Origin of the sequence: Mesorhizobium sp. M1A.F.Ca.IN.020.06.1.1 (genome assembly GCF_004023265.1) — a bacterium.
Taxonomy (GTDB): Bacteria; Pseudomonadota; Alphaproteobacteria; order Rhizobiales; family Rhizobiaceae; genus Mesorhizobium.
In genome coordinates this window covers 1-17,571 of sequence record NZ_RZSR01000017.1, presented here as the reverse complement: position 1 = coordinate 17,571, position 17,571 = coordinate 1, and the positions used below count along the sequence as shown (strand labels likewise).

At 64.3% G+C, this 17,571-nt stretch carries 20 protein-coding genes; 10 read left to right on the top strand and 10 right to left on the bottom strand.

Annotation, left to right across the window (positions count from 1 at the left end; genetic code table 11):
• The 8 genes from EOA60_RS01850 to EOA60_RS01815 all read left to right on the top strand — a co-directional run.
• Positions 1 to 439 (top strand): carbohydrate ABC transporter permease (locus EOA60_RS01850; protein WP_164899162.1); only part of this gene is annotated, 439 nt, incomplete at its 5' end.
• A gap of 4 nt (positions 440 to 443) precedes the next feature.
• On the top strand, positions 444 to 1,541 hold the full coding sequence (gene ugpC, locus EOA60_RS01845; protein WP_095823352.1) for a sn-glycerol-3-phosphate ABC transporter ATP-binding protein UgpC: 1,098 nt from the start codon (positions 444 to 446) through the stop codon (positions 1,539 to 1,541).
• Positions 1,542 to 1,543: 2 nt separating this feature from the next.
• Positions 1,544 to 2,665 (top strand): mandelate racemase/muconate lactonizing enzyme family protein, encoded by a 1,122-nt coding sequence (locus EOA60_RS01840; RefSeq protein WP_095823353.1) that lies wholly within the window; start codon positions 1,544 to 1,546, stop codon positions 2,663 to 2,665.
• A gap of 2 nt (positions 2,666 to 2,667) precedes the next feature.
• Positions 2,668 to 2,997 (top strand): L-rhamnose mutarotase, encoded by a 330-nt coding sequence (locus EOA60_RS01835; RefSeq protein WP_095800403.1) that lies wholly within the window; start codon positions 2,668 to 2,670, stop codon positions 2,995 to 2,997.
• Complete coding sequence (locus tag EOA60_RS01830) at positions 2,990 to 4,063, top strand: Gfo/Idh/MocA family oxidoreductase (RefSeq protein ID WP_095823354.1); 1,074 nt, start codon at positions 2,990 to 2,992, stop codon at positions 4,061 to 4,063. The genes EOA60_RS01835 and EOA60_RS01830 overlap by 8 nt, the downstream gene beginning before the upstream one ends.
• 8 nt (positions 4,064 to 4,071) lie before the next feature.
• Positions 4,072 to 4,524 (top strand): MaoC/PaaZ C-terminal domain-containing protein, encoded by a 453-nt coding sequence (locus EOA60_RS01825; RefSeq protein ID WP_095777210.1) that lies wholly within the window; start codon positions 4,072 to 4,074, stop codon positions 4,522 to 4,524.
• Between the two features lie 18 nt (positions 4,525 to 4,542).
• Positions 4,543 to 5,274, top strand: a complete 732-nt coding sequence (locus tag EOA60_RS01820) for an SDR family oxidoreductase (protein ID WP_095823355.1) — start codon at positions 4,543 to 4,545, stop codon at positions 5,272 to 5,274.
• A gap of 13 nt (positions 5,275 to 5,287) precedes the next feature.
• Positions 5,288 to 6,565, top strand: coding sequence for an L-fuconate dehydratase (locus EOA60_RS01815; protein WP_095823356.1), 1,278 nt, complete (start codon positions 5,288 to 5,290; stop codon positions 6,563 to 6,565).
• 61 nt (positions 6,566 to 6,626) lie between these two features.
• On the opposite strand, the gene doeB is transcribed toward EOA60_RS01815, so the two are convergent.
• The 10 genes from doeB to EOA60_RS01765 form a co-directional block, all read right to left on the bottom strand.
• Positions 6,627 to 7,628: a N(2)-acetyl-L-2,4-diaminobutanoate deacetylase DoeB gene (gene doeB / locus EOA60_RS01810; protein WP_095823357.1), complete on the bottom strand. Its 1,002-nt coding sequence runs from the start codon at positions 7,626 to 7,628 to the stop codon at positions 6,627 to 6,629.
• Between the two features lie 5 nt (positions 7,629 to 7,633).
• Positions 7,634 to 8,812 carry an ectoine hydrolase DoeA gene (gene doeA / locus EOA60_RS01805; protein WP_095800408.1) on the bottom strand — a complete coding sequence of 393 codons (1,179 nt, stop codon included), beginning with the start codon at positions 8,810 to 8,812 and terminating at the stop codon, positions 7,634 to 7,636.
• 37 nt (positions 8,813 to 8,849) lie between these two features.
• Complete coding sequence (locus EOA60_RS01800) at positions 8,850 to 9,842, bottom strand: cyclodeaminase (RefSeq protein ID WP_095800409.1); 993 nt, start codon at positions 9,840 to 9,842, stop codon at positions 8,850 to 8,852.
• A complete protein-coding gene (gene eutB, locus EOA60_RS01795) occupies positions 9,839 to 10,834 on the bottom strand; it encodes a hydroxyectoine utilization dehydratase EutB (RefSeq protein ID WP_095800410.1) in 996 nt (331 codons plus the stop codon). The genes EOA60_RS01800 and eutB overlap by 4 nt, the downstream gene beginning before the upstream one ends.
• 12 nt (positions 10,835 to 10,846) lie before the next feature.
• Positions 10,847 to 11,623 carry an ectoine utilization protein EutA gene (gene eutA / locus EOA60_RS01790; protein WP_095823576.1) on the bottom strand — a complete coding sequence of 259 codons (777 nt, stop codon included), beginning with the start codon at positions 11,621 to 11,623 and terminating at the stop codon, positions 10,847 to 10,849.
• 5 nt (positions 11,624 to 11,628) lie between these two features.
• Positions 11,629 to 12,288 carry an ectoine/hydroxyectoine ABC transporter permease subunit EhuD gene (ehuD, locus tag EOA60_RS01785; protein ID WP_067002307.1) on the bottom strand — a complete coding sequence of 220 codons (660 nt, stop codon included), beginning with the start codon at positions 12,286 to 12,288 and terminating at the stop codon, positions 11,629 to 11,631.
• A gap of 16 nt (positions 12,289 to 12,304) precedes the next feature.
• Positions 12,305 to 12,964 carry an ectoine/hydroxyectoine ABC transporter permease subunit EhuC gene (ehuC, locus tag EOA60_RS01780; RefSeq protein WP_095823359.1) on the bottom strand — a complete coding sequence of 220 codons (660 nt, stop codon included), beginning with the start codon at positions 12,962 to 12,964 and terminating at the stop codon, positions 12,305 to 12,307.
• Between the two features lie 181 nt (positions 12,965 to 13,145).
• Positions 13,146 to 13,997, bottom strand: a complete 852-nt coding sequence (ehuB, locus tag EOA60_RS01775; protein WP_067326181.1) for an ectoine/hydroxyectoine ABC transporter substrate-binding protein EhuB — start codon at positions 13,995 to 13,997, stop codon at positions 13,146 to 13,148.
• A gap of 103 nt (positions 13,998 to 14,100) precedes the next feature.
• A complete protein-coding gene (gene ehuA / locus EOA60_RS01770) occupies positions 14,101 to 14,886 on the bottom strand; it encodes an ectoine/hydroxyectoine ABC transporter ATP-binding protein EhuA (RefSeq protein ID WP_067326178.1) in 786 nt (261 codons plus the stop codon).
• Positions 14,887 to 15,022: 136 nt separating this feature from the next.
• Positions 15,023 to 16,408 carry a PLP-dependent aminotransferase family protein gene (locus EOA60_RS01765; RefSeq protein WP_095823360.1) on the bottom strand — a complete coding sequence of 462 codons (1,386 nt, stop codon included), beginning with the start codon at positions 16,406 to 16,408 and terminating at the stop codon, positions 15,023 to 15,025.
• Positions 16,409 to 16,492: 84 nt separating this feature from the next.
• Between EOA60_RS01765 and EOA60_RS01760 the strand changes: the two genes are divergently transcribed.
• Complete coding sequence (locus EOA60_RS01760) at positions 16,493 to 16,978, top strand: Lrp/AsnC family transcriptional regulator (RefSeq protein ID WP_095823577.1); 486 nt, start codon at positions 16,493 to 16,495, stop codon at positions 16,976 to 16,978.
• A 129-nt stretch (positions 16,979 to 17,107) separates the two neighbouring features.
• A partial coding sequence (locus EOA60_RS01755) for an aldehyde dehydrogenase family protein (RefSeq protein WP_128311032.1) occupies positions 17,108 to 17,571 on the top strand: 464 nt, incomplete at its 3' end.

Here is a 17,571-nt window from a genome sequence, read left to right as displayed (position 1 = left end):
GCTCGACATCATCGACACGCATTTCGGCCTGATCCTCGCCTATGTTGCGCTCAATGTGCCGTTCACCATCTGGCTGATCGACGGCTTCTTCCGCCAGGTGCCGAAGGATCTCGCCGAGGCCGCGCAAATCGACGGCTGCACGCGCTGGCAGGCCTTCTGGCAGGTCGAGTTTCCACTCGCCGGGCCAGGCATCGCGTCGGCCGGCATCTTCGCTTTCCTTACCTCCTGGAACGAATTCGCGCTCGCCTCGCAGCTGACGCGCTCGATCAATTCCAAGACGCTCCCCGTCGGGCTGCTCGACTACACCGCCGAATTCACCATTGACTGGCGCGGCATGTGCGCGCTGGCGGTGGTGATGATCATCCCGGCGCTGCTCCTTACTTTCATCGTCCAGAAGCACCTCGTCGGCGGCCTGACTTCCGGCGCGGTGAAAGGTTGATCCGATGGCGATTGTCTCGCTCAAGAAACTGACCAAGCGTTACGGCAACATGGAGATCGTGCACGGCGTCGATCTCGATGTCGCCGACCGCGAATTCATCGCGCTGGTCGGGCCGTCCGGCTGCGGCAAGTCGACCACGCTGCGCATGATCGCCGGGCTGGAAGACATCTCCGGCGGCACGATCGAGATCGGCGACCGCATCGTCAACGATCTGCCGCCGCGTTCGCGCAACATCTCGATGGTGTTCCAATCCTACGCGCTTTATCCGCACATGACGGTGCGCGAAAATCTCGGCTTCTCGCTGAAGATCGCCGGCGCGCCCAAGGAAGAGATGGACCGTCGCGTGGCCGAGGCCTCGGCCATTCTCGGCCTCGACGCGCTGCTCGAGCGCCGCCCCTCCCAGCTTTCCGGCGGCCAGCGCCAGCGCGTCGCCATGGGCCGCGCCATCGTGCGCGATCCGGACGTCTTCCTGTTCGACGAGCCGCTCAGCAATCTCGACGCCAAGCTGCGCACGCAGATGCGCACCGAGATCAAGAAGCTGCACGCCAAGGTGAAGTCCACGGTTATCTACGTTACCCACGACCAGGTCGAGGCGATGACGCTCGCCGACCGCATCGTCATCATGCGCGACGGCAACATCGAGCAGGTCGGCACGCCGGACGAGGTCTTCCAGCGGCCGGCGACGCGCTTCGTGGCGGGCTTCATCGGCTCGCCGCCGATGAACCTGCAGGAGGCGACCGTGGACGACGGCAAGATCGTCTTTTCCGGCGGACAGAGCCTGCCGCTGCCCGGCCGCTTCAAGGCCAAGGTGAACGCCGGCGACAAGGTAGTGTTCGGCCTGCGTCCCGACGACCTCTACCCCGTGGGCCACGGCCTGCATTCGGGCGATGCCGCTGACGTCCACGAGATCGAGCTGCCGGTGACGGTGATCGAGCCGCTCGGCAACGAGACGCTGGTGTTCGCCGAATTCGACCGCCGCGACTGGGTTTCGCGGATGCTGAACCCGAGGCCATTGCGGGCGGGCGATCGCGTGGCGATGAGCTTCGACCTGTCGCAGGCGCATCTCTTTTCCGCGGAAACCGGCAAATCCTTGAGGGCCTGACGATGGCGAAGATCGAGAAAGTCGAGCTTGCAATGGTTGATCTGGTGCCGAAGGTGAAGCGCACCGACGCCATCCAGAGTTTCGTCAGCCAGGAGACGCCGATCGTCACCATCACCGACGTCGACGGGGCGGTCGGCATCGGCTACAGCTACACGATCGGCACCGGCGGCTCTTCGGTGATGCGGCTTCTGGCCGACCACCTCGCGCCGCGCCTGATCGGTGAGGATGCCGACCGGATCGAGGCCATCTGGCACGATCTCGAATTCGCCACGCACGCCACCACCATCGGCGCCATCACGGCCATCGCGCTCGCCGCCATCGACACTGCGCTCTGGGACCTTAGGGCGAAGAAGCAGAAGCTGCCGCTCTGGAAGCTCGCCGGCGGCGCCAAGGACCGCTGTCCGCTTTATACCACCGAAGGCGGCTGGCTGCACATCGAGACTGAAGCGCTTGTCGAAGATGCGCTGGCCGCCAAGGCGAAAGGCTTCACCGGCTCGAAGGTCAAGATCGGCAAGCCGCACGGCGCCGGGGATTTCGCCCGGTTGTCGGCGGTGCGCAAGGCGGTCGGCGACGGCTATGAGATCATGACCGACTGCAACCAGGGTTTTACCGTCGACGAAGCCATCCGGCGCGCCGAGCGGCTGCGCGATCTCGATCTCGCCTGGATGGAGGAACCTCTGCCGGCCGACGACATAGACGGCCATGTGCGGCTATCGAATTCGACCGCGACGCCGATCGCCGTCGGCGAGTCACTCTATTCGATCCGCCATTTCCGCGAATATATGCAGAAGGGCGGCTGCAACATCGTCCAGGTCGATGTCGGCCGCATCGGCGGCGTCACGCCTTGGCTGAAGGTGGCGCATATGGCGGAAGCCTTCGACATGCCGATCTGCCCGCATTTCCTGATGGAACTGCATGTCAGCCTGGCCTGCGCGGTGCCGAATGGCAAATATGTGGAATATATCCCGCAGCTGGATGAGTTGACGGGCAAGAAGATGGTGATCGAAAACGGCCACGCCCTGGCGCCGGACGAGCCGGGCCTCGGCATCGACTGGGATTTCGATGCGATCAAGGCGCTGAGCATCGTCGAATTCAGCGTCACCGTCACGGAGCGGAGGAACTGAGAATGCAGCGAATGGGCATGGTGCTTGGCCTGAAGCCGGAAAAGGTCGAGGAATATGTGCGCCTGCACGCCGCCGTCTGGCCGGACGTGCTCGAGATGATCGCCGCCTGCAACATCAAGAACTACTCGATCTACCTCAAGCGGCCGGAGAACCTGCTGTTCTCCTATTTCGAGTATCACGGCACCGACTATGCCGCCGACATGGCCAAGATGGCCGCCGATCCGAAGACCCAGGAATGGTGGTCGGTCTGCATGCCATGCCAGGAACCCTTGCCGACAAGGCAGGAGGGCGAGTGGTGGGCGACGATGGATGAAGTCTTCCACCATGACTGATGCCTTCGATCCCGCCTCGCTGGCGCAATCCTGGCCAAGGCCTGCAAAGCCGCGTCCGATCGTCACCTTCGGCGCCGGCTCGATCGTCGGCGATGCGCATTTCCCGGCCTATCGCAAGGCTGGTTTTCCAATGGTGGGTCTCTACGATCCGGACCAGGCCAAGGCTCGGAAACTGGCCGAACAATGGGGCGTGACGGCATTCGGCTCGGTGGACGAGGCGGCCGCCGTCAAGGATGCGATCTTCGATCTCGCAACGCCGCCCGGCCGGCACGCCGAGGTGCTGAAGGCCCTGCCCGACGACGCGGTCGCATTGATCCAGAAGCCGATGGGCAACTACCTTGGCGAGGCAACCGAGATCCTTGAAATCTGTCGCGCCAAGAAGCTCAAGGCTGCAGTGAATTTCCAGCTTCGCTTTGCGCCGATGATGCTGGCGCTGAAGGACGCGATCGCCAAGGGCTGGCTTGGCGAGGTCGTCGACTTCGATGCCTGGCTGGCGCTCGCAACGCCGTGGCAGCTCTGGGAATTCCTGCTCGCGGCGCCGCGTGTCGAGATCGCCATGCATTCGATCCACTATCTCGACCTGATCCGGCAGCTTCTCGGCGACCCGAAGGGCGTGCATGCCAAGACGCTCGGCCATCCCAATCACAAGGTCGCGCAGACCCGTACCAGCGCCATCCTCGACTATGGCGACACGGTGCGCTGCGCGCTCTCGATCAACCACGATCATAAGTTCGGACGCCGGCATCAGGCCTGCGAGTTCCGTATCTGCGGCACCGAGGGCGCCGCCTACGTCAGGCTTGGCCTCAATCTCGACTATCCGCGCGGCGAGCCCGACGTGCTGGAAATCCACCCTAAAGGCGGCTCCGATTGGGCCGCCGTGCCGCTCACCGGCGAATGGTTCCCCGACGCCTTTGTCGGACGCATGGCCAATGTGCAGCGCTTCGCCTCCGGGGAAGACAAAGAGCTGGTCAGTTCAGTCGAAGATGCCTGGAACACCATGGCACTGGTGGAAGCCGCCTATCGTTCGAGCGCCGCGCCGGCGACGCCGCTCACCGCAAAACCGTAAGGAACGGCATGGAACAGGTCACCTATTTCGACGACTACGAGATCGGCTCGTCGCGGCTGACCAGCGGCCGCACCATCACCGAGACCGACTTTGTCGTCCATGCCGGCCACACCGGCGATTTCTTTCCGCACCACATGGACGCCGAGTTCATGAAGACGACGCCCTTCGGCCAGCGCATCGCGCATGGCACGCTGGTGTTCTCGGTCGGCGTCGGCCTGACCGCGAGCGTCATCAACCCGGTCGCCTTCTCCTACGGTTATGACAGGCTGCGCTTCATCAAGCCGGTCTTTATCGGCGACACGATCCGCACGCGCACGACGATCGCCGCGAAGGAAGACGATCCGAAGCGGCCGGACTCCGGGCGCGTCATCGAACGCGTCGAGGTTTTGAACCAGCGGGACGAAGTCGTGCTGGCCGCCGATCACATCTATATCGTCGAGCGGCGCCCCCGGCTCGGCTGAAGACGGAGACAAAACAACATGGCTGATCTGACAGGCAAGGTGGTGGTCGTAACGGCCGCTGCGCAAGGCATCGGCCGGGCTAGCGCGTTGGCTTTCGCCAAGGCTGGCGCGATCGTCCACGCCACCGACATAAATGAAGCGGCGCTGGCCGAGTTCGGCAACACCTCGGTCATCAAGACTCGCAAGCTCGACGTGCTGAACGACGACGCCGTGCAGGCCGCCTTCGCCAAAATCGGCCGCATCGATGTGCTTTTCAACTGCGCCGGCTTCGTCCACTCCGGCTCGATCCTGGAGATGAAAGACGAGGACCTCGACTTCGCATTCAACCTCAATGTGCGCGCCATGATCCGCACTATCCGCGCCGTGCTGCCCGGCATGCTGGAACGCGGCGGTGGTTCGATCATCAACATGGCATCGGTCGCCGGCGCCCCGAAAGGCGTGCCGAACCGCTTCGCCTATGGCGTGACCAAGGCGGCCGTGATCGGGCTGACCAAATCGATCGCCGCCGACTATGTCGGCAAAGGCATTCGCTGCAACGCGATCTGCCCCGGCACGGTGGAGAGCCCCTCGCTCGAAAGCCGCATGCGGGCGCAGGGCGACTATGAGGCCGCCCGTGCTGCCTTCATCTCCCGCCAGCCGATGGGAAGGCTGGGCACGGCGGAGGAGATCGCCGATCTTGCCGTCTATCTCGCCGGCGCCACCTATACCACCGGGCAGGCCTATAATATCGACGGCGGCTGGTCGATCTGATGAGGCACCGAGCATGACCCGCATTACCGATCTTCGCGTCTTCGATCTGCGCTTCCCGACGTCGCAGAGCCTCGACGGGTCGGACGCGATGAATCCGGACCCCGATTATTCGGCCGCCTATGTCACCCTCGACACCGATAGCGAGGGGCTTAGCGGCCACGGGCTCACCTTCACCATCGGCCGCGGCAACGAGATCTGCTGCGCGGCGATCGAGGCGCTGCGCCATCTTGTTGTCGGGATCGACTTGGACTGGGTCAAGCAAGATCCCAGCCGCTTCTGGCATCACGTGACCGGCGACAGCCAGTTGCGCTGGATCGGCCCGGACAAGGGCGCCATGCACCTCGCCGTCGGCGCGGTTGTCAATGCGGTCTGGGATCTTTGGGCCAAGGAAGCCGGCAAGCCGGTCTGGCGCCTTGTCGCCGAGATGAGCCCGGAAGAGATCGTGCGCATCGTCGACTTCCGCTATCTCACCGATGCGATCGCGCCGGCCGAAGCGCTGGAGATCCTGAGGAAGGCCGGGGCCGGCAAGGCCGAGCGCATCGCCACCCTCGAGCGCGAAGGCTATGCCTGCTATACCACATCGGCCGGCTGGCTCGGCTATCCCGACGACAAGCTGAGGCGCCTCTGCCAAGAAGCAGTCGACGAGGGGTTCAATCACATCAAGCTGAAGGTCGGCCGCGACCGCGACGACGACATCCGCCGTCTCAGGATCGCCCGCGAGGTGATCGGTCCGGACCGTTACCTGATGATCGACGCCAACCAGGTCTGGGAGGTCGACCAGGCGATCGACTGGCTGCGCGATCTTGCCTTCGCCAAGCCTTTTTTCATCGAGGAGCCGACCAGCCCGGACGATGTCGCCGGCCATGCCAAGATCCGCAAGGCGGTGGCGCCGATCAAGGTTGCGACCGGCGAGATGTGCCAGAACCGCATCATGTTCAAGCAGTTCATCGCCGGCGGCGCGATCGATATCGTGCAGATCGATTCCTGCCGCATGGGCGGCCTGAACGAGGTACTGGCCGTGCTTTTGATCGCCGCCAAGTTCGGCCTGCCGGTCTGGCCGCATGCCGGCGGCGTCGGCCTGTGCGAATATGTCCAGCATCTGTCGATGATCGACTATATCGCGGTGTCGGGCACCAAGGATGGACGGGTGATCGAATATGTCGATCACCTGCACGAGCATTTCCTCGAGCCCTGTGTCATTGAGAATGCGGCCTACATGCCGCCGACGGCGCCGGGCTTCTCGATCGAGATGAAGCCGGACTCGATTGCCGCCTACCTATTCCACAGTTGAATGCGAGCCGTAACGCAGGTGGCCTTGGCGGCGTTACGGCGTCGCTTCTACCTGGCGCGCTTCAGTCAACCTCGACGGCAAGCACCGCAACACAATCGCCGGCCTTGACCAGGCCGGGGAAATGGCGCGCGGCCAGGAGCCCTGACATCCTGGCCTTGATCTCCTGGGGCGCGGTGCCGGTGCGACCGGTCGAATGGATGCGCGCCACGACCTGGCCTTCCTCCACCTTCTCGCCGAGATCGATCATGGTCTCGATCATGCCCTCGTCCTCGGCAAACGCAAAGCAGTCCCCCGAGGGCATGTCGAGCCATTGAGTTCGATTTTTCTCGATAGCACCATCAACGATGCCGGCATGGCGAAGCACATTGAGGATGCCACGGCGAGCGATGCGCACCGTCTCGGCCCGGGCCGTGCCGCCACCGCCGAGCTCGGTAGTGACGAAGACCTTGCCGATCTGCTCGGCCGCGGTGTCATACATGCCAACGGTATCGATCTCGGTCATGCGCATCGAGAACGGAGCCGCGAAGGCCTCGACCGCGGCGAAGGCCTTTTCCTCCTGCTCCTTGTCCAGCAGCGTATGCGCGGCGCAGAACGGCACGAAGTCCAGCGTCTTTCCGCCGGAGTGGAAGTCGAACACGATGTCCGCCCGCGGCAACAATTCGCGCTGGAAATAGTCGGCGATCTTTTCCGTCACGCTACCGTCCGGCCGGCCAGGAAAGCTGCGGTTCATGTTGCCCTTGTCGATCGGCGAGGTGCGGCTGCCGGCGCGGAACGCCGGATAGTTCATCGCCGGCACGATGATGACGGTACCGGTGACATCCTTCGGGTCGAGCGTGCGGGCGAGCTCGTAGAGCGCCAGCGGGCCTTCATATTCGTCGCCGTGATTTCCCCCGGTGAGCAGCGCCGTCTGCCCCCTGCCGTTACGGACGACACAGATCGGAATCATCACCGACCCCCAGGCGGAATCGTCGCGGCTGTAGGGCAGGCGCAGGAAGCCGTGCTGGACACCGTCGCGCTCGAAATCGACCGTCGGCGTGATCGGCGATGGAGGCAGAGCTGACATCGGGCTCAATCCTTGACGAACAGCTTGCGCGGCACATTGGCCAGGCACTCGACGCCGGTCTCGGTGATCAGGATCGATTCGGTGATTTCAAGTCCCATTGTCTCGAGCCACAGACCCGTCATGAAATGGAAGGTCATGCCGGGCTTGAGCTCGGTGCGATCGCCGGGGCGCAGGCTCATCGTGCGCTCGCCCCAATCCGGCGGATAGGAAAGACCGATCGAGTAGCCGGTGCGGTTGTCCTTGACGATGCCGTACTTCTTCAGCACGGCGAAGAAGGCATTGGCGATGTCCTCGCAGGCATTGCCCGGCTTGGCGGCGGCAAGGCCCGCCTCCATGCCCTCGAGCGTCGCCTTCTCGGCGTCGAGGAAGGCTTGCGTCGGCTTGCCAAGGAAGACGGTGCGCGACAGCGGGCAGTGGTAGCGGTTGTAGCAGCCGGCGATCTCGAAGAAGCTGCCCTCGCCCGCCTTCATCGGCTGGTCGTCCCAGGTGAGATGCGGCGCCGAGGCGTCGGCGCCCGATGGCAAGAGCGGCACGATCGCCGGATAGTCGCCGCCGATGCCCTCAACGCCGCGCGTGCCGGCATCATAGATCTCGGCGACCAGATCGCATTTGCGCATGCCGACCTCGATCTTGTCGACGATACGCTGATGCATGGCCTCGACGATGCGGGCGGCCTTGCGCATATAGTCGATCTCGGTCGGGCTCTTCACGGCGCGCTGCCAGTTGACCAGCGCGGTGGCGTCGACGAAGCGGGCGTTGGGCAGATGCTTCTGCAGCGAGGCGAAGGCAGCCGCCGAGAACCAATAATTGTCCATCTCGACGCCGATGGTCAGCTTGTCCCAGCGGCGATCGGCAAGCACGCTGGCGAGATGGTCCATCGGGTGCCGCTCGGTCGACTGCACATAGTGATCGGCGTAGCCAATGATGTTGTCATGCGCGAGATAGGCGGTGCGCTTGGCGCCGTTGGCATCCTGGCCGCGGCCATACCAGACCGGCTCGCCCGAAGGCGGCACGATGACCGCCTGATGCACATAGAAGGACCAGCCGTCATAGCCGGTCAGCCAGGCCATGTTGGAGGGATCGCTGACGATCAGCAGATCGACCCGCTTGGCCTCCATGGCTTTCCGCGTCTTGGCAAGGCGATCGGCAAATTCGCTTCGCGAGAATTTCAGGTTTGGCTGCATTTTGTTGGTCCTCGTTTGTTGGGCCTCGCGGCCATATTCAGCTTTCGAAAATCGTTCCCGCCTTCGCTGCCCGCGCGCGGTCGCGGGCTAAAGTGGCGATCGCGGTGTCCTGCACGCCGGTGCCAGTGAGATCGGCGAGGGTGATGTCACCGGCCGATCGTCGTCCGTGCTTTTTCCCGGCGATGATCTGGCCGAGCTCGGTGACTTCCGCGTCGGCCGCCATCGCCCCTGCCTCGATGGCGTGGTGAAGCTCGCCCAAGCGCCGCGTCTGCTTCGCGCTGTCTGCGACATAGAGATCTGCCAGGCGAAGGATCGCCGGCGCGATCTCGTTCTTGTGCTCGGCATCCGAGCCCATCGCGGTGATGTGCTGGCCGGCCGAGACGAACCCGGCCTTGATCAGCGGCTCGGTCGAAGGCGTGGTGGTGACGATGATGTCGGCGCCCGCTGCCGTCCTCGCCGCATCCGGCTCGGCACGCACCATGATGCCCAGTCTCTCGCGCAAGCGGGCCGCGGTCGCCTCGGCCTTGGCCGCATCGCGCGCCCAGACGCGCGCCTCCGCGATCGGCCTGACGAGACGCAGCGCTTCCAATTGCAGGCCGGCCTGCAAACCGGCGCCGAAGATCGCCGCTATGCTGGAGTCTTCGCGCGACAGATGCTTGGCCGCGACTGCGCCGGCTGCGGCGGTGCGCACATCGGTCAGATAGCCATTGTCGAGCAGCAGCGCCTCGACCACACCGGTCTTGGCCGAAAGCAGCACCATCATGCCGCCGCCGCTCGGCAGGCCGAGCTTCGGATTGTCGAAGAAGCCGGAGCTTATCTTGACGGCGAAGCCATCTATGCCGGGCACGTAGGCGGACTTCACGTCGACCTCGCCGCGATGCTCGTGAATGTCGAGCCTCAAGATTGGCGGCATCGCCACCGGCATTGTCGCCAAAGCCCGAAAGGCGTTCTCGACGCAGGCGACCGCATCCAGATCGAGCGTCACGATCTTGCGCAGGTCTGTTTCGGTGAGGATGGTCATGCGGCTCATGTGGGGCGCTCGGTCAGTGCAGCGTTGCCGCAGACGATGCGGCGATGCAGGCTCATGTCGATGTTGCGGCCAGACAGGATGGCCACCACCGGTCCTTTCGCAGTGACCTTCCCAGCAAGCAGCGCGCCGATGCCGACCGCGCCCGCGCCTTCGACGATCTCGCGCTCCTGCTCATAGGCATGCCGAATGCCGGCGGCGATCTCGTCCTCGGAAAGCAGGATGACGTCGTCGAGCAGCTCACGGCACATGGCAAAGGTCAGCCGGTTATCGAGGCCGATGCCGCCGCCCAGCGAGTCCGCAAGCGTCGGCAATTCCTCGATCTGCACGGGGCGGCCGGCATCGAGGCTCGCCTTCATCGCGGCACCGCGCGACATCGAGACGCCGACGACTTTGGTGGCCGGGCTCACCCCCTTGACCGCCGCCGCAACGCCGGCTGCCAGGCCGCCGCCGGAGAGCGGCACTAGCACACTTGCTGCGTCCGGAACCTGCTCCATGATCTCCAGCCCCAGCGTGCCCTGCCCGGCGACGATGTCGGGATGGTCGAAGGGCGGCAGCATGACCAGCCGCTCCTCCGCGACCAGCCTGTCGACCTCCTGCTGGGCATCGTCCTGGCTGTTGCCGACGATGCGAATATCCGCGCCGAGGCGGCGGATTGCGTCGAGCTTGTTCTCGGGCACCAGCCTCGACATGCAGATCACCGCGCGCATGCCCTCGAGCTTCGCCGCATGGGCCAGCGCGCGGCCGTGATTGCCGGTCGATGCCGCGACGACGCCGCGCGACCTTTCCTCCGGACTCAACGCGGCGATCGCGTTGGACGCGCCACGCAGCTTGAACGCGCCGGTCGTCTGGTGATGTTCCAGCTTGAGGTGAACGGGATGGCCCACGCGATCCGAGAGGCTTTGCGACAACACAGTCGGCGTCCACTCGACCTTTCCGGCAATGCGTTCGCGCGCAACGCGGATATGCTGAAGCGTGACTTCCGTTTTGGTCATTGGCATGCCCGCTCACCGGGCCAATGGCTTCGTCATCAGCCGGCCGAACTGCGGCCGCGCCGTGTCGTCGCCGCAAAGCCGCAGGCAGTTCCAGGCGCTCGCCTGGTTGCTGGTGACGACCGGGCGGCCGATTGCCTCCTCCATGCCTGGAACGGCGAGCGCCGCGCGTAGCGCGGTGCATGAAACGAACAGCGCATCCGCCTGCGCATGCGTCGCCTTGCGCGCCAGATCGACGAGCGAGGTAGGCTCGATGCGTGCCATCTCCCGATCGTCCTCGAAGCCGAGGCAGGTGACGCTCTCGATCTCGAAGCCGTGCGCGGCGAAATAGGCGGCCATCGGCCGGCTGGTCTCGACAGTGTAAGGGGTGAGAATGCTGATCTGCTTCACGCCAAAAGCGTTGAGGCCGCGCACGCCGGCCATGGGCGGCGTGACCACGGGAACATTCGGCTTGGCCGCCTGGATCGCCTGCTCGATCTCGGCGTCGCCGATCACCACGGAAGCAGACGTGCAGGAATAGCAGACGGCATCGAGCGTCTCGTCCGGCAGGATCAGTGCCGCGCCCGCCGAAAGCGAGGGCTGCATCTTGCGCAGATTGTCCGGCGTCGTCGGATTGGCGTAGGGGATGCGCGCGACGTAGACGCCGATCCGCTCGCTCGCCACCATGCGGCGGAAGTCGACCTCGCTGGTATGATCGGTGGCCAAAGCAATCAGCCCGACGCGCTTTTCGAGTGGACGCGCATCGAGTGCGGGCCGGGTCGATGCCAGCTCGATTTCGGGCAACAGTTTCATGACTTTCATCTCTCGATCCTGCCGTAACGACGCTCCAGCCAGCGCAACAGCACGACGGAGCAGAGGCTGATGACGAGGAAGAAGGCGCCAACCAGCGTCATCGGCTCGATGTAGCGGTAATAGGTATTGGCGACGCTCTTGGCTTGGTTCATCAGCTCCAGCACGGTGATCGCCGAAAGCAGCGGCGTCTCCTTGAACATGGCGATGAAGTAGTTGGCCAAGGCCGGGATCATCGGCGGGATCGCCTGCGGCAGGATGACATGCGTCCAGGTGTGGCGGCCGTTAAGATTGCAGGCCTTGGCAGCCTCCCACTGGCCGCGCGGCACATTGTCGATGCCGGCGCGATAGACCTCGGCCGTATAGGTGCCGTAGTGCAGTCCAAGCCCGATGACGCCCGCCACCAAGGGCGGCAGCAGGATGCCGATATCGGGCAGGACGTAGAAGATGAAATAGAGCTGCACCAGAAGCGGCGTGCCGCGGATGAATTCGGCGAACCAGCCGACGCTGCGCGACACCGTGCGGTTAGGCGAGCGCCGCGCCAGCGCGATCGCCAGACCGACGATCCCGGCCAGGATCGAGCCGAGCACGGTCGCCAGGATCGTGATCTTCACCCCCTGGATCAGGGTCGGCATGATCTCCCAGACAAAGTTCCAATCCCATTCCATTAGCGGGCCCATTCCATCAGACACGCACTCCGTCGAGACCGCGCGCCATGCGGCGCTCCAGCGAGCGCACGCCCCAGGAGATGATCAGCGCGAGCGCGAAATAGATGACGAGAACGGAGACGAAGGGCATCAGCGTGCTGCCGGTCTGCGAGCGAACCACCTGCGCCTGGAAGGTGAGATCGGCAAGCGAGATCAGCGATACGACCGAGGTCGCCTTGAGCAGCTCGATCGCGTTGTTGCCGAAGGTTGGCAGCATGATGAGCAGCGCCTGCGGCAGGATGACGTAGCGCATGCCTTGCCAGCGGCCGAGATTAAGCGCGGTGCAGGCCTCATATTGCTCACGGCCGATCGACAGGATGGCGCCGCGCACAACTTCCGCCGCATAGGCCCCGACATTGAGCCCCAGCGCCAGCATGCCGGCCTGCAAAGGCGTCAGCGACAGACCGGCGAAGGGCAGCACGAAATAGGCCCAGAACAGCTGCACGAAGATCGAGGTGCCGCGGAAGAACTCGATATAGGTCGTGGCAATCGCGCGCACGATGAAGAAGCGCGACACACGTCCCATGCCGGCGAGAAAGGCCATGACGAGCGCGAGCACCGACCCCATCAGCGTCAGCTCGATGGTGACAAGCGCTCCCTGCAATATCAGGCCGAGATAGCCGGACCACTGGGTCATTGAGTTTCAAATTTTCCTAACGTTTGCAGTCGTTGCGAGAGGCTGCGACAGCCTTGTCCCCGCCCACGGGAGAAGATGCCGTCAGGCAGATGAGGGGCAGCGCTGACCTTGAAATGCTGGCGCGCCGCCCCTCATCCGGCTCTTCGAGTGACCTTCTCGCCGCAAGCGGGAAGAAGGGAGATTACTTCGCCGCGCAGAGCTTCTCGCGCGTCGTCGACATCGCCGCCTTGGCCGAGAAGCCGTAGGGCTCTATGATCTTGGCGAACTCGCCGGACTTCTTCATCTTGGCGAGCTCGACGTCATAGGCATCGCGCAGCGCCTCGTCGCCCTTCTTGAAGGCGGCGCCGTCGCAATAGACCGGCGCGCCCTGCACCGGCGCGATCACTTCGAGATTCGGATCATTGGCCTTCTTGATGAGGTCGTTGATCGACAGAACGGGCAGCGAATAGGCATCGATGCGGCCGTCCTGCACCATCTTCAGGCCGCTCTGGCCGTCCGGCACGACGATGACGCGGTCGCGCGGCACGCCGGCATTGAGCGCCAGCTTCTCCTCGGTGCCGCCGCCCGGCGCGCCGATAGTGGCCGACGTGTCCTTGGCGACGTCCTCATAGCTCTTGAAACCCTTCGGGTTGCCCTTCTTCACCAGCATCGCTTCCGCATCGCACAGCACCGGCTCGGAATAGGCGACCGCCGCGCAGCGCTCAGGCTTCATGAACAGGCCGGCGGTGACGACGTCGAAGCGGCCGGCCTGCAGGCCGGGGATCATGGCGCCGTATTCAGAGATGGAGGCGACGATATCGTTGACGCCGAGGCGCTTGAAGATCTCGCGCGCTACGTCGGGTGCAGCGCCCGAGACCTTGCCGTCCGCGGCGACCGCCGTGTAGGGCGGCTCGTTGGCAATGGCGACGCGGGCAAAGCCCTGCTGCTTGAGCTGCTCGAGCTTTGCGTCGTCTGCCGAACGCGCGCCGGAGGCGAGCAGCATGGTGCTTACGGCGAGACCGGCGACGCCAGCCAGGATGCCAAGTTTCTTCATCGTTCCCAACTCCTTGTTTCTCTTCTTGGTTCGCTCGGTTCGGATGGCGTCCTTGCCACCCGTTTCTGGCTTTCGGGACGGCTTCGCCGCCCTGGCATGACGGTCAGACGCGATGTCCGGCCGCGATGATCTTCTTCAGGAAGCCCTGCGTGCGTTCCTGCTTGGGATGGCGGAAAATCTCATCGGGCTTGCCTTCCTCGACGATCCTGCCGCGATCGAAGAACAGCACGCGATCGGCGAAGTCGTGGGCAAAGCCCATCTCATGAGTGACGAGCAACATCGTCATGTCGGTTTCGGCGGCGAGCTTGCGCATGACATTGAGCACCTCCTCGACCAGCTCGGGGTCGAGCGCCGAGGTGACCTCGTCGAACAGCATGATCTTTGGCGACAGCGCCAGCGCGCGGGCGATCGCGACGCGCTGCTTCTGGCCGCCGGAAAGCTGTGCCGGCATGCTCTTCGCCTTATCGGCGAGGCCCACCATGTCGAGCAGTTCCATCGCCCGTTTTTCGGCGGCGGCTCGCGCCACGCCCTTGGTCAGCATCGGCGCCAGCGTGACATTGTCCATGACGCATTTGTGCGGGAAAAGATTGAAGAGCTGGAAGACCATGCCGATCTTCTGGCGCATCTTGGCCAGGTGCCGCTCGTCGGCCGGCACCAGCTGGCCGTTGCGCTCCATGTGATAGAGCTGCTCGCCGTCGATCTGGATATGGCCGCCGTCGATCTTTTCCAGCGTCATCAGGATGCGCAGGATCGTCGTCTTGCCCGATCCGGATGGGCCGATCAGCGCCAGCTTCTCGCCTGGCATGACCTGCATCGACAGGCCGTCCAGCACCTTGAAGGCGCCGAAGCTCTTCGAAATGGCGTCGACCTTGATGATGGGCGCGGGCAATCCATTTCCCCGTTCTGAAGCGGCCTATGCTCCTAACGATGCGAAACGCGCTAAATCATGTCAATTAGGAAAATAATATCATGACAATTTTTCGAGCGCTGCACAATTTCAGGGCAATTGGCGATCCGCTTTTGCATCAGATGGCGAGCAGAAGATGCTCCGGATCGCCCAGCAGGAGCTTGGCGACAACGCTCAAGCCCGAGCGCAGTTCCCCTTCGGTGGTCGAGCCGAGCGAGATGCGCACGGCCGGATGCCACGGCGTGTCGGCGATGCGGAACGACGTGCCCGGGGCAATCGCCACGCCGCGCAGGCGCGCCTGCGCAACGAAGCTCTCCTCGGCGCGGTCGCCCGGCAATTCGAGCCACAGATGCAGCCCGTCGCGATGGGAGCGATAGTCGACGCCGGCCAGCATTTCGGCTGCGATTTCCTGCCGGCGTCTCAACGCCCCGCGTTGCCAGCTGACCAACTCAAAAGCCGTGCCGTCATTCACCCACCGCGTCGCGATTTCCGCCACCATCGGCGTCGCCATCCAGTTCGAGACGAGATGGCGGTTGGCGACCGCCGCGACATAGCGGTCGGGCACGGCGAGATAGCCGATCCGCAGGCCGGGCACGGTTATCTTGGTGAAGGAGGTGACGTAGAGCGTCCGCTCGGGCGCGAAGGCGGCAACCGCCGGAGGCCGGCCTTCGACGAGCGGCCCGAGCACGTCGTTCTCGATGATGGCGATGTCATGTTTGCGCGCGACCGCGGCGATCTGCTCGCGCCGGCTGGCGTCCATCAAGGTAGCCGTCGGGTTGATGACCGAAGGCTGGACGAAAACGGCGCGAATGTCCGAGAGACGGCAGGCCTCGTCCAAGGCTTCCGGGATCAGGCCGTTGCCGTCGATCGGCAGGCCCTCGAGGTTGAAGCCGAGGTAGCGGGCGAGCGGCACCAGCGTGTGGTGGCCGATGGCCTCGGTGGCGACCCTCGAACCGGGCGGTGCGACGCTCATCAGCGCCACCGTCATGCCGGCAGTGGCGCCGTTGGTGAGGCTGATGTTCTGCGGTGAGGCGTCGAGGCCGCAGAGCTTCAGCCATTCGACCGCCACCGTGCGATGACGCGGGAACACCATGTTCGGCCGGAACGACAGCGCCGAACTCGACGGCAGGTTCTCGGCCAGCCACCCCAACGCCTCCTTCAGCTTCTCCAGATGCATCGGCTCGCAGACCGGCTTCAGGATCGAGAGGTCGATGACCTCGCCCAACCGTTCCGGAAGGTAGGGCGGCTCCGGCTCCCGGCGCTGCGTCTGCACGAAGCTGCCGCGGCCGACCTCGCCGGCAATCAGACCGCGGCGGATCAGTTCCTCATAGGCGCGGCTGACCGTCTGGACCGAAAGTTTCAGGTCGTCGGCAAGCCGCCGGTGCGTCGGCAGTCGCGCGCCATTGGCGAGCTTTCCGTCATGGATGGCGCGCGCGAACTGATCGGCCAGCGAGAGGTAGGCCGGGCGGCGGATGAGCGCAGGATCTGGCTGCCATAATGTCATGACTTTATTAGAGATCGAAATCAGTGCAATTGACAATCGAAATAATGCATCGTCATGGTGTCCGGAACAAAAAGCGGGGCCGGCATGGCGGCAGCGAAACTCGATCCGATCGACCTCAAGATCCTCGACGCCATCCAGCGCGACGGGCGCATCACCAAGCTGGCGCTGGCCGAGAAGGTCGGCCTGTCGCCGACGCCTTGCTGGATGCGGCTGCGCAAGCTGGAAAAGGCCGGCATCGTCTCGGGCTACCACGCCGCGATCGCCATGCGCGCGATCGCGCCGGTGGCGACCGTGCTGATGGAGGTGACATTGGCCAGCCACCGGCAAGCCGATTTCGACCGTTTCGAGCGGGTCATCCGCGACGTGGCCGAGATCGTCGCCTGCTGGTCGGTCGGCGGCGGCGTCGACTATGTGCTTAAAGTGATGGCGCGGGACATCGACGCCTATCAACGGCTTGTCGACGCCCTTCTGGAACGCGAGATCGGCATCGACCGCTACTTCACCTACATCGTCACCAAGACGGTGAAGGAGGAGTCCGTGGTGCCTGTCGCCGACCTGTTGCCAGGCTGAAGCCGGACAGATCGTCTGGCCCGGCGGGCCATGGGAGACAATCTCTCTCCTGGCGGCTGCCGAAAAAGCCTCTCTGTCTCGGTCGCGCGGCTAATCTCTCCGCATCGCCTTGGCACCGGGAGACAAACGATGTCCGCGCATTTTGCACGCCCACACCGCCACGAAGCACTGGATCGTCTCGCCGATCGCCGGCTGCTGCGCGATCTCGGCTATATCGGGGGCCATTGGACCGCCGGCGACTCGGCTGCGAGCTTCGCAGTCACCGATCCGGCCACCGGCGCTACAGTCGCCTTCGTTGCCGCCCTCGGCGCAAGCCAAACGGCGGCGGCTGTCGACGCGGCAGCGCGTGCCCTGCCGGCCTGGCGCTCCGCGCTGCCGCAGGAGCGCTCCGGAATCTTGCGAAAATGGTTCGAGCTGATCGTCGCCGCCAAGGACGACCTGGCGCTGCTGATGACGCTTGAACAGGGCAAGCCGCTAAAGGAATCGCTGGGCGAGATCGACTACGCCGCCTCCTTCGTCGAGTGGTATGCCGAGGAAGCAGAGCGCCTCAATGCCGAAAGCGTCACCAGCCATTTGCCGAATGCTCAGATGAC

What these genes read in the sequence shown, in the direction of transcription:
- doeA (WP_095800408.1), bottom strand. Translation starts at nt 8,812, where the DNA reads ATGCAGCCAAACCTGAAATTCTCGCGAAGCGAATTTGCCGATCGCCTT.
- eutA (WP_095823576.1), bottom strand. Translation starts at nt 11,623, where the DNA reads ATGAAACTGTTGCCCGAAATCGAGCTGGCATCGACCCGGCCCGCACTC.
- EOA60_RS01840 (WP_095823353.1), top strand. Translation starts at nt 1,544, where the DNA reads ATGGCGAAGATCGAGAAAGTCGAGCTTGCAATGGTTGATCTGGTGCCG.
- EOA60_RS01830 (WP_095823354.1), top strand. Translation starts at nt 2,990, where the DNA reads ATGACTGATGCCTTCGATCCCGCCTCGCTGGCGCAATCCTGGCCAAGG.
- ehuB (WP_067326181.1), bottom strand. Translation starts at nt 13,997, where the DNA reads ATGAAGAAACTTGGCATCCTGGCTGGCGTCGCCGGTCTCGCCGTAAGC.
- ehuD (WP_067002307.1), bottom strand. Translation starts at nt 12,288, where the DNA reads ATGGAATGGGATTGGAACTTTGTCTGGGAGATCATGCCGACCCTGATC.
- EOA60_RS01760 (WP_095823577.1), top strand. Translation starts at nt 16,493, where the DNA reads ATGGCGGCAGCGAAACTCGATCCGATCGACCTCAAGATCCTCGACGCC.
- doeB (WP_095823357.1), bottom strand. Translation starts at nt 7,628, where the DNA reads ATGTCAGCTCTGCCTCCATCGCCGATCACGCCGACGGTCGATTTCGAG.
- EOA60_RS01825 (WP_095777210.1), top strand. Translation starts at nt 4,072, where the DNA reads ATGGAACAGGTCACCTATTTCGACGACTACGAGATCGGCTCGTCGCGG.
- ehuC (WP_095823359.1), bottom strand. Translation starts at nt 12,964, where the DNA reads ATGACCCAGTGGTCCGGCTATCTCGGCCTGATATTGCAGGGAGCGCTT.
- EOA60_RS01815 (WP_095823356.1), top strand. Translation starts at nt 5,288, where the DNA reads ATGACCCGCATTACCGATCTTCGCGTCTTCGATCTGCGCTTCCCGACG.
- EOA60_RS01765 (WP_095823360.1), bottom strand. Translation starts at nt 16,408, where the DNA reads ATGACATTATGGCAGCCAGATCCTGCGCTCATCCGCCGCCCGGCCTAC.
- EOA60_RS01800 (WP_095800409.1), bottom strand. Translation starts at nt 9,842, where the DNA reads ATGAGCCGCATGACCATCCTCACCGAAACAGACCTGCGCAAGATCGTG.
- ugpC (WP_095823352.1), top strand. Translation starts at nt 444, where the DNA reads ATGGCGATTGTCTCGCTCAAGAAACTGACCAAGCGTTACGGCAACATG.
- EOA60_RS01820 (WP_095823355.1), top strand. Translation starts at nt 4,543, where the DNA reads ATGGCTGATCTGACAGGCAAGGTGGTGGTCGTAACGGCCGCTGCGCAA.
- eutB (WP_095800410.1), bottom strand. Translation starts at nt 10,834, where the DNA reads ATGACCAAAACGGAAGTCACGCTTCAGCATATCCGCGTTGCGCGCGAA.
- EOA60_RS01835 (WP_095800403.1), top strand. Translation starts at nt 2,668, where the DNA reads ATGCAGCGAATGGGCATGGTGCTTGGCCTGAAGCCGGAAAAGGTCGAG.